The sequence below is a fragment of the Providencia sp. PROV032 genome (assembly GCF_028484875.1).
Taxonomy (GTDB): domain Bacteria; phylum Pseudomonadota; class Gammaproteobacteria; order Enterobacterales; family Enterobacteriaceae; genus Providencia; species Providencia rettgeri_E.
Window position 1 is genome coordinate 92,872 of record NZ_JAMPSX010000021.1, and the last position, 14,358, is coordinate 107,229.

Consider the following 14,358-nt stretch of genomic DNA (forward strand, 5'->3'; position numbering starts at 1 on the left):
ATCAACCAATTAGTGAATAATCCCCCTAAGTTTAGTTGATTTTATCAACTAAACACCTTTTTAACACGCCAAATTTACTCATATTCTATGTCAAAAATAATAACTTTACTGAATTCCTTGGGATTTAACCCCGCACGCTTTCGTTTTGCTGCTATTACGGCCTGTGCATCAATTGCAGCACTGTTTATCGCTCAATATTTAGAGTTGGTGCATCCCCAATGGGCAGCGATGACCGTCTGGGCTTCAGCACAACCATGGCGCGAAAATTTACTGGAAAAAAGTTGGTGGCGTTTTGCAGGAACGGTTTTTGGTGTACTCGCTGGCGCCGTTTTAATTCAACTTCACCTTATTCACCCATTACTATTTATTATTGGGCTCGCGAGTTGGTTAGGTATGTGCAGTGGTATTGGCCAATTACAAAAGGGCTTTGTTGCTTATGGTACTTTTCTAGCAGGTTACTCCGCTGTGATGGTGAGTATGTTGAGCGTTCACATTACTGATAATTTATTTATGGTCGCTTGGGATCGGCTATGGACGATTTTGGTTGGCGTACTCTCAGCCGTGATTTTCAATTTCCTTTTTACGCCTAAGCGTGAACAAGATAATGTCATCACCCTTAAAAATCAAATTGATACGCTATTCTTCCAAATATTACATGACTCACTCGAGAAAAAGCGCCCAATTAAACAATACGAGATCGACCATCTTTGGCAAACCATGGCAAGCTATGAAGAAATTTTAGAAACTCACCGTATTGGTTGGCATTATCATCGTAAGCAAGTCGCCAAAGCGCGTCAAACACTTATGTTCCAAAGCCAAATACTGTTACACTTGGATAAATACCAATCTATAGCCCCTTTTTATTTTCCTGCGAAAGCGCCAACGAATACCCAATGGAAACATATTCTATCATTGTGCCCCACTGGAGTGCTTAAAACACTATTAATCCCCCTTTACTACGCTATTTTAGGTAAATCAACGAAAAACATTGAAAAAGTGGATAAACTGAAGCTACATCAAGATAGAATTTCAGCGTGGCATGCTTTTGCTCGCTCCTTTATGGCTATCGCTGTAGTTGGTTTATTGTGGTTATGGACGCAATGGCAGGTATTGGCTTATCTTACTCTTGGTCTTTCGGTAATGTTGGCTCTATTCGCCTCCCTCGATTACCCCGCTAAGTTCATGAAAAATATTTTCACAGGCCAATTATTGGGGGCTATTACCGCGTTAATCTGCACATGGTACTTATGGCCCTTTGCCTCTTCATCATGGCAGATGACCTTTTTCATTATTCCAGTGATTATTAGTGGTGTTGTCATTTTTTCCCACAACCGCCTAATTTTAATTGCTTTTGATTACATTATGGTCTCTTTAATTTTACTTCAACCTAGCTATCCTTTTTCGCTTTCACTCCCTCAAAGCATAGGTAATGCCATTGCAATAGTTTCTGGCCCATTAGTTGCAATGGCTGCTTTCGCGTGGATTTATCCAACCAACCCAACCAAGCGCTATCAACAATTAATTTACCTCTCTGAGCAGCAATTTAAACAGGGAATAACGGCTTTAATTCAAGGAAATAAACCTTCCACCACCCAATTTATGCACCGTTTATTTAGTGCGTTATTGCTAGCCCAAAAAGCAAATCTCCCTCATCCACCTATATTCGATTTTTTTATAACTCGGCAAAGTATTTGGTTGTACCTCCTTATTTTGCACAAACAATTTGTACACCACACATCAAAGAAAAGAGCCCTTATTGCGCTTGAAAAACGTATTCAACAAAACCGCGTTGACTCAAAGAAAATCTCTATATTATTCAGTTACTTACAACATAATGAAGAAATGAATGAGGAAATTGAACAACTCAAAAAATATGTAAAACACTATATGAAAGGGAACAGTGCTAATAATATGGTAAATATTTATTCCAACATTACGCTTTAGATGGCACGATATTATTAAGTGGCGCAGGCTTTAGAAATAAGATGAGCACAAGCACGACAATGACAATAACGAATGTCAGATTAAAGCCATTAATAAACGCGCCAATATGAGCTTCTCGAGTCACTAATGACAATATATCAATATTTGTTGTGCCGGAGCGAAAATTATCCTCAGTGGTTTTGATTAATGCACGCTTTGTATCAAAGGAATCATCAAATTTAATTCGCAAATACGTATTCATTAGTGCTCCTGCTAGAGCAGGCATCAATACTCGCGCAATCGAAACATAAGCGCCTAAATGTAATGCGAATTGTGGTTGCATATTCACAACAAATGACGAAATCAAACCAATTAACACTAAACATTCGCCAACTGACTGTATCGTCATTAGGGGAATAAACTCATCAATACCCCATTGATAATCCACCTGCATTCCCAGTATACAGCTGCACCCAATGAAAACCACGCCAACGGTCATCAATAATCGTGCATCAATACGTTTGGCAAGCCAGACTGCCACTGGGCTAAACAATAAATAGACAATGAATGCGATGTTGGTGATTTCACCAATTTGATATGGTTTTAGACCACCAATAGAGGATAAAAATGATGGAATAAACAAGGAATTAGCTAGCATTAAAAAGCCATATAAACATGCAATAATAAAGCAAATACATAAATTTCGATTTGTTAACCAACGAGGATGTGCAAACGTGTTATCAAAAGATAAGGCTCGTATAATGAAAATTATAAATAAAACAATGCTGCTAACAAGGCAAGAAATAATAAATCCAGAATCATCCCAACCTAAACTCTCCCCCTGAACAACGCCAATATATAGTAATAATAAACTGGAAATTTTAAGTATCATTCCTCCCCAATCTGTTTGAGCGTAAAGAATGTGATTAATTCCACTTAACGGTAATCCTTTCCATGCCAATATAAAAATAAATACAGTAAAAAATGCACATCCCCAATATAGCCATTGCCATCCAATAACTTCAATAAATTGTCCTGACACTCCAACCCCAGCATCCATTCCCAGGGAAACTCTTAGACTATAAGCCGCCATGACAATTAACCACATACTCGGTTGTAAATTCCTTAGCGCTAAAGAAATTGTCATAGGCAAATAAACCCCTAGATTGAACCCAATAATACTATGTACCACCAATAACTCGACTAACCCATAGTCCCCAGCAATAACAGGAAAACTGCAAAAAATACCAAGTAGGATAGCACTCGTCGTCATGAGTATTCTTTCTGCGCCAAATACCACCATAAACCAAGGGGTCAATGTCATACTTGCTAATTGTGCTGCATTTAAAGCGATATTTATCCAAGTTCCTTCTTGTACATCAAGTGCAAACACACCTCTGATATCAGCTAATGACAGAGAAAACATACGAATAAACAATGTCGATAAAATAGCACCTAAAAAAACAGAAACCACAGCTAGTGAGGGCCTTATTTCCTTTGTTTCTTGAAATAAGTTAGCAAACATCTTATTCCCCTTTTTTGCCCATACTCTGTGTATCGATATTTACAACCACAGACATCCCAGGACGTAAACGTGATAAGCTATTCTGCTCAGATAAAAAACTAATATAAACAGGGATACGCTGAACAACTTTAGTGAAATTTCCACTACTATTATCTGCAGGAATTAACGCTGATTCCCCACTACTTTGTGCCCCAATATCGCGAACAACTCCTTTAAATACAAAATCAGGAAAAGCATCAACGGTGATAGAAACGGCTTGCCCTGCATAAACGTTTTTAAGCTGAGTTTCTTTTAAGTTAGCAATAATATAAGGCGTTTTATTGGGAGTCACAGTGACGACTTCCGTTCCTGAAATAACAAGACTACCAATATTTAGTTTAATTTTATTGAGTTGACCATCAAATGGAGCTGTAATAGTTGCATAGGAAACTTGAGTCTCAGCTTGTTTTAAATTTGCCAAGGTCACATCCCGTTCTGCAATTCTTATTTTTTCTTGCTGATTTAATATATGTCGCGACTGCTTTGCTTGCTCCCACTGTGCCTTTGCCGCTTGCTCTAACTTAATTAACCGCTGTAAATCTGAATTAGCATCTAAATAATTTTGTTGAGTGATCGCCCCACTATTAATTAATGATTTTCGTAGTAATGGGCTTCGTTTCATTTGCTCCACTTCAATCGATGCAGCTTGATAACGGTTCAGTAACATTTCAACAGTAAGATCTTGCTCTTTAATTTCATTTGCTAAGTTACTTAATTGCTGTTGGGCTTTTTGGTAGTTAGCTTGCGCTATCTGCAGGTTGAAACGCTCTTCCTGGTTATTAATTTCTGCAATGACATCACCACGTTGAACAAACTGATAATCATCAACTAAGATACGAGAGACATAACCCGTCATACGTGACTTTAATATGGCTGAGTCCGCTTTAATATACGCATTATTTGATTCTTGATAACGTCGGTTTCCTTGCCATTGTCCCCAATTCAAGGTCGTCAACAAAATTAAACAACCAATGCATAACACACTAAGCCAAGGTGTAAGAAAAATTACCTTTTGTGAAAAAGTTTTCACTTCTTTTGTTGTCATTGGATTAACCTCAATACCACTCAATAACCATATTAAATATTTTTGACACAACAAATAACACCAGTAATCTAACATCGTTAGGTTTATAAAGTATGTTAAACTAACATTGTTAGATAATAAAGTATCAAATGAGAATTATTAATGAGAAATCCTAAAATCACACGTTTACAAGTACTTGAAGCCGCATTAACGTTACTTAATACGGAAGGTATAGAAGGTTTAACCATGCGGAAGCTTGCTGATGCGCTAAATGTTAAGGCTGCATCATTATATTGGCATTTTAGTAATAAGCAGGCTTTACTCGAAGGGATGGCCGACCATATGGTGGCCATGGTCGCCGTGGATTTTCAATATAACAGTTATTGGGTAACCAATCTCATTGAAATCACGTCGCAACTACGAAGTGCATTATTGCAGCACCGAGACGGAGCTCGTGTTTTTGCTGGAACATACGTTATTTCTGACAATGTACTACGTATTAATAATGCTTTGATAAAAACTTTTATGCAGGCAGAACTCCCTGTAGAAAAAGCAGCGAGTTGCACTATGACCGTATTTTATTTTATTTTAGGCTGTTGTATAGAACAACAAACATCCACCTTTTCAGCAGACAGTAATTTAATCAATAAAGAGTCTGAATTTACACAGTTATCTAAAGATAAATACCCCTATACATGGCAGGCTAAAGAAGTATTGTTTGCTGACAACTACGATATAAAATTTATTGATGGCCTACAGCTCATTATTAAGGGATTGGAGAATTAAGACTCTAAGGGCAACGATTACGATGCCCTTAGTACTTTATTTCAAGCCTAGTCGTTTAGCTAACCGATGTAAATTAGCAATATCTAAAGATAATTCCCTAGCACATGCAGACCAATTATGGTGTTTTTTTTCCAGTACCTGTTTAATAAGCGTACGCTGAAAGTTATCCGTTGCTTCACGTAAGTTTTGAGTAAGTGATATGACTTCTTGTGGTGTTTCCGTTAACTCATATTCATTATTACCAAAAATAAAATATTGAGGCTGTAAGATAATGTCCCCCGTATCACTGGAAGCACGAGCAAGAACAATGGCACGATGAATCGCATGCTCTAATTCACGCACATTGCCTGGCCATGAATAATTAAGTAAATAACGCTGTAAAGATGTATTCAGTACTACACTGGATAAGCCAAAACGCTGACGATATTGCTCACAAAAATACCCTGCTAATAAAATAATATCGTCTCCGCGCTCCTTTAATGGAGGAACAAATAGAGGAAATACGCTTAAACGATGAAATAAATCGGCCCTAAACCGACCTTCTAACACTTCTTCGCGTAGATCACGGTTAGTTGCCGCTAACACACGGACATTAACACGTAAACTACGGTCATCACCGACTCGTTGAATATCACCATATTGCAATACTCGCAGTAATTTTGCCTGCAATGCTAATGAAAGCTCTCCGATTTCATCTAAAAATAAGGTGCCATTATCCGCCATTTCAAATTTACCACTGCGGTGGCTAATTGCCCCAGTAAACGCACCTTTAACATGACCAAATAATTCACTTTCTGCCACACTCTCAGGTAATGCGGCACAGTTTAAATAAATAAGAGGATGTTTAGCCCGAAGAGATTTTTCATGGATAGATTTAACAACTAACTCTTTTCCTGTTCCCGTTTCTCCGCCAACCAGAACATTTAATTCTGACCCTGCAACAATATCAATTTCCTTTTTTAATTGCTGCATACAAAGGGATAAGCCAATAATTTCAGTTTCACCTGCAGGTTTAAATAGTACGGTGTTATTCGGCAATATATTTTGGTTTTCAAGCTGTTCAATAAGCAATGCATTATTTAATGCACCTGCGGCTAATGCGGCAATTAATCTAAGTGATTCATCACTAAATGCATCAAATTGATCAGGCTCCATGCCATCTAATGTTAATGCGCCGATAAGATTTTGCCCCGCATATAAGGGTAAGCCGACGCAAGCATGAACTTTTAAGTGCTGATGATGAGGAATTAACCCATCATATGGGTCAGGAAGCTGACTATCCGCTGGAAAACGCACGACATCACCGGCTCTTGCAATGGCCTCTAGCCGAGGGTGCCCAGCCAAAGAGAATCGGCGACCTAAAACATCAGCCATTAATCCGTCTATTGCTAAAGGAATAAATTGACCAGATTCATAGCGTAATAACGCACAAGCATCACACCCCAATGATTGCCTTAGCGTGGTAATCAAACGCTGAAAACGATCTGCATGCCCCATACCATCTTGTAATTCTATTGCAATCTTTGCTAATGCCTCAACAGAAAAACCCATGATCCATTCCCCATAGTCAATTTGACAATCATTATAGTCATAATGACTATGACCAATATAGTCATTATGACCACAATCTAAAAAAAATATTTTAATTCATTTATAAATCAACGTATTAAATGTTGGCATGAATGTTGATTATGTCTTCTTATACTTTGAAAAATATAGGACAAAATTAATATGACGATTCATGTAAAAAATAACATTCATTGGGTGGGCCAACGTGATTGGGAAGTTCGTGATTTTCATGGAACCGAGTACAAAACGTTAAAGGGAAGTAGCTATAATAGTTATTTAATCCGCGAAGAAAAAAATGTCCTCATTGATACTGTCGATCATAAATTTAGCCGTGAGTTTGTTGAAAATTTACGCTCACAAATTGATTTAAATGACATTGACTACATCGTCATTAACCATGCAGAAGAAGATCACGCGGGCGCGTTAACTGAATTAATGCGCTTTATTCCGAATGCCCCAATCTATTGCACCGCCAATGCTATTGATTCAATAAATGGTCACCATCACCACCCTGAATGGAATTTCAAAATCGTTAAAACAGGGGATACACTCGATATAGGTAACAATAAGCAATTAATTTTCATTGAAACACCAATGCTACACTGGCCTGATAGCATGATGACTTATCTTTCTGAAGATGCAGTACTTTTCAGCAATGATGCTTTCGGGCAGCACTATTGTGATGAGCGGTTATTTAATGATGAAGTCGACCAAAATGAGTTATTTGAACAATGCCAACGCTACTACGCGAATATTCTTACGCCGTTTAGCCGCTTAGTAACGCCAAAAATAAATGAAATATTAGGCTTTAACCTACCTGTCGATATGATAGCCACGTCTCATGGCGTAGTATGGCGTGATAATCCAAATCAAATCATTGAATTATATTTGAAATGGGCAGCAGATTATCAAGAGGATCGCATTACTATTTTCTACGATACCATGTCAAATAATACCCGCTTAATGGCGGATGCAATCGCTCAAGGCATTAATGAAGCTGATCCTAATGTCGCCGTCAAAATATTTAACGTTGCACGCAGTGATAAAAACGACATTATTACCCATCTTTTTCGCTCCAAGGCAGCCTTAATCGGTACTTCAACCATGAATAATGTCATGATGCCCAAAATTGCAGGTATGCTGGAAGAAATTACTGGTTTACGTTTTTTAAATAAAAAAGCAGCGGCTTTTGGTAGTTTTGGCTGGAATGGTGGTGCTGTTGACCGTGTTCAAACACGTTTAATGGATGCCGGTTTTGATACTGCATTATCTTTAAAAGCAAAATGGAAGCCTGATTCAAAAACATTAGATGACTGCCGTGAATATGGGCGTAATATTGCTCGTCAATGGGCGCTATCTGCATAAATTTATTTAGAAAAGAGCATCAGAATTTTATGATTTTTTAGAGGATACCTCATATGCAATTTAGAGATAAAACACTTGGACAGCTCGCATTATCCATTCCCAGAGCTTCCTCTCTATTCCGCCAATATAATATGGATTACTGTTGTGGTGGCAAACAAACACTCAGCCGCAGCGCAGAAAAATTAAATTTGGATATTGGCCTATTAGAAAGCCAATTACTTGAGTTATCGACAGAAACCTTAGAGAAAGATTGGCGAGAAGCTCCACTCAGTGACATTATTGATTTCATTATTGTGCGCTACCATGATAGGCATAGAGAGCAATTACCTGAACTTATTCTACAAGCACAAAAGGTTGAACGAGTTCATGCAAACAAGCCAACCGTACCAGCAGGGCTATCAAAATACTTAGAAGCATTACTAGAAGAGTTGACTAGCCATATGATGAAAGAAGAACGTGTTTTATTTCCTATGATAAAAAACGGAATGGGCAAAAACGCAGCCGGCCCAATCAGCGTTATGGAACAAGAACATGACGATGCGGGTGATATCTTAGAGGCCATTAAAGGTATTACCAATAATGTTACACCACCACCAGAAGCCTGTACCACCTGGCGTGTATTGTATAATGGTATCAATGAACTGATTGATGATTTAATGAATCACATTAACCTAGAAAATAATTTATTATTCCCAAGAGCACTCGCGGGTGAATAAATAAGCAAGGGCCTATCTATATAATAGATAGGCCCTTATTTTTAATCCTGCTAAAAATATCTATTTATATTGTTGTTTAATTTCTTGTGCCGTAACTCGCCCACGTTTTGCTTCTTTTTCTGCAATTTCAACGGATAACCCGATATAAGACCTCGGGTCAAGCATGGCTTTAATTTCTTCATCACTAAATGCCGCTGATATCACACTATTTTTGGTTAAATTTGTATAGAAATCTTCCCCATCCGCCGCCGTTTTAATGGCTTCTTCATACAGGAGAGAGTGCGCTTTATCTTTACCCAATTTTTCCGCCATCTTCATCATGACATACTCGGTATTATCCAACCCTTTGTTTCGCAATACATTATGAAGCATTCTCTCTTCATGTGGCACAATCGTCCTCGAAAGCTCCTCGGTTCTTAATAAGATTTCCGTGGTCAATTCCAAAGCTTCTTCGATTAACCCATCAAATAACATATAAGAACTACTATCGCCCTCATAAGGTCTTACCGCAGAATACATCCCCACGCTTGGTAAGGAATAAAGTTTCTGCGAGTTGGCAATAATTCCCTTGGCTAATTTCGGGTTAATTTTATGTGGCATGGTGCTACTGCCCACGGTTCCTTTGGTAAACCCTTCAGAAACCTCTGCAATTTCTTCTAACGTCGTGCTATAAACTTCTTCACCAATTTTATGACAAATGTTCGCCATTAACGCTAAATTTGCCATATATTCAAGTTTATGTGTGCTCAAGTTTCTGGATGGTACTTCCATGGCTTCCATACCCACCAGTTCAGCGACACGTTTTTGTACTGCCATACCAACACCAGGCATTGAGTTAAATGCACCAACTGCCCCCCCCATCATGATAGTGAAAACGCGTTTTTCACACTCTTTCATGCGTTGATAGCAATCAATAAAATCGCTGATCCACACCGAAACTTTATAGCCGTAGGTGATAGGGATGGCATGACGTCCATGCGTTCTTCCCGGCATCACCATATGTTTGGTTCTTTCGGCCAAATCTGCCAAGTTTTCGATGATTTCACCCAGTAACAACATAAATTTATGGTGTACCGTTTTCATCATATAGAGCTGTGAACTTTGCTGTATATTTTGCGTGGTAATTCCATAATGGATATATTTACCGCTTTCTTCAGAACACGCATTCACTAACACTTTTAAGAAAGGTACAAAGCCATGGCCTATTTTTTGGTAGATACGGCTCATTTCTTCAAAATCGATATTTTCGATTACAGCCTTTTCTTTAATTTCATCTGCCGCTGACTGGGGAATAAACCCGAGTTCCGCTTGAGCTTGGGCCAACATGGATTCAAACATTAACCAAGTAGAATATTTTGCTTCATCAGACAATAAATCTTTAATTCCACGGTCATCAATTGTTTTACTTTTAGAATCGTATAATGCTCTCATTTCGTATCCCTTCTTTATTTCTTCATTGCGTCATCAACAGCATTGCGAACAAATTCAACCTTTGGCCCATACACAACATGGACGTGGTTTGCCGATGGAAAGAAGAATGCGGTACATCCTGATTCCAACATTAAATCTTTATCAATTTGGTTCACTTCTCCGACATCAATACGCATACGGGTAATACAGTTATCTACGTTTCGAATATTTTGTTTTCCACCTAACGCTTGGATTAAAATTTCTGCGATTTCCCCATAACGTTTTTCTTTAATTAAGGTATTTTTAAGATTACTCGATTCTTCACGGCCCGGAGTTTTTATATCAAACTTAATAATTGCCCAGTAAAAAATAAAGTAAGTGACGACGGCTAAACAGCTACCGATAATAACCAAGAAGATCCAGTTAGTGTTTTCGTACAGTAGGCCAAAAATAGTGAAATCAAATACCGTTCCACGAATATAACCAATACCAACTTCCGCCAAAGAAAGCAGTACCGCACCGATACCGACAATAATGGCGTAAATTAAATACAGTAATGGCGCGATAAATACGAAGGTAAATTCGAGTGGCTCCGTAACGTTACCAAGCATGGCAGTTAATACCATCGTGACAAGCATGGATTTCACTTCTGCACGGTTTTCTTTCTTCGATGTTTTATAAATAGCGAGAGCAATCGCGGGGAATAAGAATAATGTGACCAACATTTGTTGCTGCGCCATAAAGCGAGTCAAACTTGGCATCATCGCCCAATATTCACTATCCGGGCCTTGGTTAAATAGCACTTCTGTTAGCGCGGGGACAACACCAACAAAGGTTTGGCCATCAATAACATAAGTACCACCTGCTTCAGTAAATCTAAATAAAACGTTCCAAACATGGTGTAAACCAAATGGAATAAATAAACGTTCACCACCTGCGGTAAAAAATGGCCCCACTGGACTTAAAAATACAGAGGAGAGTTTCATTAATCCTTGAACTAATACTTCCCAAATAAACGGTAATAACGCCCCCACCCCGATCATCAATCCTATCATGATAATAGAAACGGATTTTTTACCTGAAAAGAAAGCAAATGCGGTAGGTAATTCAAGGTTATAAAACTTATCGGTCGCCCAAGCGGCAATCAAACCGGTAATAATTCCCCCGGCGGCGCTGATGTTTAAGGTTTGTATACCAAGAACTTTAATTTGTCCCACTTGACCCATCATTGCAGGATCTGCAAGTTTACCGGTAAGCACTAGCCAAATATTCATGGTGATGATCAGCGATAAATAACCGACAACCGACGCGAAGACAGCAATCCCCTTATCTCGATGGCTCATACCATAAGCAACCCCCATTGCAAACAGCAAGGGAATATTATCAAAAATGACACCTGCAATTGAACGAATGCTAACAAGTAATGCGTTAACCGTTTCATTACCGAGAAATGGAAAACGTGCAATCATATAAGTTTGCACTAACGCACCACTGATCCCCAATATCATCCCAATTGGTGCTAATACACCGATCGGAAGGAGTAATGTTCTCCCAAAGCGTTGAATTGATTCACCAAACTTTCTTCTGGCCATACTATTTCCTTATGACTTCTATTATTAGAATTAAGGGCATACTAGCTTGGGGGTTTTATAAAAGAAATGATGTCGCGGTTTTAAAAATTATCTTAGGTCAGAAATTATGACCCAAGTCATTTCTTATAACGCATTAATGAATGAATCTAACCATAAAAAATAGATGGGATAATAAAACGGTAAGTTAAAGTAGATTTTCTAATTCATTGATAAGTAAATCAACCAGTATAAAAAATCCGATTCTGGATTTTGTATCATCCCGTTTGGTATCAAAATCATCAGCAAAACAAAACAGCGTATTATCTGTATAACTGGTTAATTCATTCGTATTAAACGCAGTCATACTAATGATATTTGCCCCTTTCAATTGTACAATTTTGGCTGTTTCAATGATTTTTTTAGTGCCGCCAGACAGTGAGATAAAAATGACAGTGTCATCTTTGCTAACGAGTCGTGTGAAGGAATCAGATAAGTTGTAGTCATTAATAAAAAAACAATGCAAGCCTAATGCAAATAACAAATGTTCAAGATAATAACCAACCGCTTTACTTGTCCCTCTTGCCACAATAAAAATATTCCTCGATTTATGCAATATTTTAGCGCAATCATTAATTTGAGCCTCATTAATTAATGTAAAACTTTTATTAATGTTTTTTTCGAGCTGTTTTTTATACGATGAGGGAATTGTTTTTTCGGTTTTATTTTTCGTTAAAATATAATTATTAATCTGAAATTTAAGCTCTTTAAAGCCACTAAAGCCTAGTTTTTGAGATAAGTTAATGATCACTGTTTTAGACACGAAGGTTTTAGCGACAAGCTCATTAATATTTAAGTAGGGGATATCCGTAATATTATCGGTCAGGTATTTTAAAACTTTTTTTTCGCTAATCGTTAAATTATCGTAGTTTTTTAAAAAATCTAACATATCCCCTCCAATGAACTTACCCAGCCTATAAGTGATTATTTTTTATGATAATAAAGTTAACAAAGGCATTCAATTGGTTGATTATACGTCAGATTACTATTTTTCGCTGAGTTTAAGAGGAAATTTGTGAAATACTAATGGTACCTATCACGAAAGGTGATTTTGATATAGAGAAAATCACTGCCATTAGCATCATTCATCGATACAATACTCAATGGCAGCTTAGAATGACCATCGCTACTCAAGGAAAAACGACACATCAATACTGCCGTGATAGCTACCGGCTTTGACATTACCGTTACGACACAAGTTAAAATACAGGTTCTTCTTCAAACTCGTCGTCGTGATATCCCCTAATTTAATGCGTTCATAGTACTGGATCGCATCCGCGTTTCCTCGACGACAAATATCTGCAGAAGGTACCGTTTGGGAGGTCACAATATACGGGCGCTCCGTTGTATCCGATGAGTCCCCCGAAGTATTATCCAGCGCCATTCCCGCTAAGTTAGTACCCGAGGTTGTTCCTGAACTACTTTGGCCGTGTAACTGTTGATTTGCAGATAATACCATCAACAATTTTCCAGTGGTCACACAGTTAATGCTCATACTGGCTGGCCGAGTTTCCAATAATTCATTTTGCTTATTACCCGCCAACTGGGTATTAAAGATAATATTGTTACTTGTAATGGGGGTAACAACACAAGAATCCAACGCTTCAATACTCAGCGTGCTATCCGACAGTAATTTAGTGTTTGAAGTACTGAACCCCATGTAGGAGTAGATTGAACCTTGCCCAAATACCAGTTGCTCCCCCGAGGAGAGCTTATAACGCCCTTTCACCACCGCAGTGGGCCCGCCTGATTGAGAACTAGCAAAAGCCGAAAAACTCGTAATATCTGCACGAATATACCCCGTCGGGGTGCCTCCTGCTTGGAAATAATTATTAATCGGTGTTGGGCTGTATTCCAATCCCCAAGCTAAGTCCCCGCTGGACTTCAAATCGCCTGCAATTTGCTGTGATTGTTTTAAAGTGGCCGTTTTGACAACAGATCGATAGCTTGAGTTTTTATAAGAGGTTGAAACAGTCCCATTTAATAATAAAATGATAATCCGGCTGCTATCATTTTCATTAATCAATCGGATCCCTGGCGCCCCGTTATATTTGGGAAAATTAGATTGGATCACACTATTAGCGACAGTGGCAAATTTAAGATAAGTATCTCTCTTAGGTAACATCGGATAGTTGACGTTGGGATCACTGATTGGACCTGATGTAATAGACCAATACTGTGCATGAGTACTTAAATAAGCACTGCGATTCGAAGGGTATAACTCACCTAAATATCCTGTTTGACCTGCTCTGACAGTTAATTTATCTCCAGCAGCGGAGGCTGTAAATGCACAACCTAACAATACTGCATAAGAAAGACTCATGCTTAGATAGCGGGAGAAGATAGAAGAGGTCTTTTTCATAGTCATACCTT

General features: G+C 38.3%; 10 protein-coding genes and 1 pseudogene. 4 read left to right on the plus strand and 7 right to left on the minus strand.

Features of this window, described 5'->3' with window-relative positions; all coding sequences use genetic code 11:
- The first annotated feature begins 87 nt into the window (after positions 1–87).
- Positions 88–1,944, plus strand: coding sequence for an FUSC family protein (locus PSF42_RS14905; protein WP_272680294.1), 1,857 nt, complete (start codon positions 88–90; stop codon positions 1,942–1,944).
- Here PSF42_RS14905 and PSF42_RS14910 read toward each other — a convergent pair.
- Complete coding sequence (locus PSF42_RS14910) at positions 1,934–3,448, minus strand: MFS transporter (protein WP_272680295.1); 1,515 nt, start codon at positions 3,446–3,448, stop codon at positions 1,934–1,936. The genes PSF42_RS14905 and PSF42_RS14910 overlap by 11 nt on opposite strands.
- Before the next feature lies 1 nt (position 3,449).
- The gene (locus PSF42_RS14915) at positions 3,450–4,532 is read right to left on the minus strand and encodes an HlyD family secretion protein (RefSeq protein ID WP_213914430.1); all 1,083 of its coding nucleotides are present in this window, start codon (positions 4,530–4,532) and stop codon (positions 3,450–3,452) included.
- Positions 4,533–4,673: 141 nt separating this feature from the next.
- Between PSF42_RS14915 and PSF42_RS14920 the strand changes: the two genes are divergently transcribed.
- Positions 4,674–5,297 carry a TetR/AcrR family transcriptional regulator C-terminal domain-containing protein gene (locus PSF42_RS14920; protein ID WP_125891830.1) on the plus strand — a complete coding sequence of 208 codons (624 nt, stop codon included), beginning with the start codon at positions 4,674–4,676 and terminating at the stop codon, positions 5,295–5,297.
- A gap of 36 nt (positions 5,298–5,333) precedes the next feature.
- On the opposite strand, the gene norR is transcribed toward PSF42_RS14920, so the two are convergent.
- On the minus strand, positions 5,334–6,848 hold the full coding sequence (gene norR / locus PSF42_RS14925; protein ID WP_272680296.1) for a nitric oxide reductase transcriptional regulator NorR: 1,515 nt from the start codon (positions 6,846–6,848) through the stop codon (positions 5,334–5,336).
- Positions 6,849–7,028: 180 nt separating this feature from the next.
- Between norR and norV the strand changes: the two are divergent.
- Together norV and ytfE are read left to right on the plus strand one after the other, a co-directional pair.
- Positions 7,029–8,225, plus strand: a pseudogene (gene norV / locus PSF42_RS14930) (anaerobic nitric oxide reductase flavorubredoxin); the annotation flags it as partial.
- A 59-nt stretch (positions 8,226–8,284) separates the two neighbouring features.
- Complete coding sequence (gene ytfE / locus PSF42_RS14935) at positions 8,285–8,947, plus strand: iron-sulfur cluster repair protein YtfE (protein ID WP_125891832.1); 663 nt, start codon at positions 8,285–8,287, stop codon at positions 8,945–8,947.
- Positions 8,948–9,007: 60 nt separating this feature from the next.
- On the opposite strand, the gene PSF42_RS14940 is transcribed toward ytfE, so the two are convergent.
- The 4 genes from PSF42_RS14940 to PSF42_RS14955 form a co-directional block, all read right to left on the minus strand.
- Positions 9,008–10,378, minus strand: coding sequence for a class-II fumarase/aspartase family protein (locus tag PSF42_RS14940; RefSeq protein WP_213914428.1), 1,371 nt, complete (start codon positions 10,376–10,378; stop codon positions 9,008–9,010).
- A 14-nt stretch (positions 10,379–10,392) separates the two neighbouring features.
- Positions 10,393–11,949 (minus strand): PTS transporter subunit EIIC, encoded by a 1,557-nt coding sequence (locus tag PSF42_RS14945; protein WP_125891834.1) that lies wholly within the window; start codon positions 11,947–11,949, stop codon positions 10,393–10,395.
- A gap of 184 nt (positions 11,950–12,133) precedes the next feature.
- Positions 12,134–12,874, minus strand: a complete 741-nt coding sequence (locus PSF42_RS14950) for a MurR/RpiR family transcriptional regulator (RefSeq protein ID WP_125891835.1) — start codon at positions 12,872–12,874, stop codon at positions 12,134–12,136.
- A 237-nt stretch (positions 12,875–13,111) separates the two neighbouring features.
- A partial coding sequence (locus PSF42_RS14955; RefSeq protein WP_272680297.1) for a hypothetical protein occupies positions 13,112–14,358 on the minus strand: 1,247 nt, incomplete at its 5' end.

Excerpts from the sequence above, each read along its gene's own strand:
- PSF42_RS14915 (WP_213914430.1), bottom strand. The coding sequence starts at position 4,532 with ATGACAACAAAAGAAGTGAAAACTTTTTCACAAAAGGTAATTTTTCTT.
- norR (WP_272680296.1), bottom strand. The coding sequence starts at position 6,848 with ATGGGTTTTTCTGTTGAGGCATTAGCAAAGATTGCAATAGAATTACAA.
- PSF42_RS14920 (WP_125891830.1), top strand. The coding sequence starts at position 4,674 with ATGAGAAATCCTAAAATCACACGTTTACAAGTACTTGAAGCCGCATTA.
- PSF42_RS14940 (WP_213914428.1), bottom strand. The coding sequence starts at position 10,378 with ATGAGAGCATTATACGATTCTAAAAGTAAAACAATTGATGACCGTGGA.
- PSF42_RS14945 (WP_125891834.1), bottom strand. The coding sequence starts at position 11,949 with ATGGCCAGAAGAAAGTTTGGTGAATCAATTCAACGCTTTGGGAGAACA.
- PSF42_RS14905 (WP_272680294.1), top strand. The coding sequence starts at position 88 with ATGTCAAAAATAATAACTTTACTGAATTCCTTGGGATTTAACCCCGCA.
- PSF42_RS14950 (WP_125891835.1), bottom strand. The coding sequence starts at position 12,874 with ATGTTAGATTTTTTAAAAAACTACGATAATTTAACGATTAGCGAAAAA.
- PSF42_RS14910 (WP_272680295.1), bottom strand. The coding sequence starts at position 3,448 with ATGTTTGCTAACTTATTTCAAGAAACAAAGGAAATAAGGCCCTCACTA.
- ytfE (WP_125891832.1), top strand. The coding sequence starts at position 8,285 with ATGCAATTTAGAGATAAAACACTTGGACAGCTCGCATTATCCATTCCC.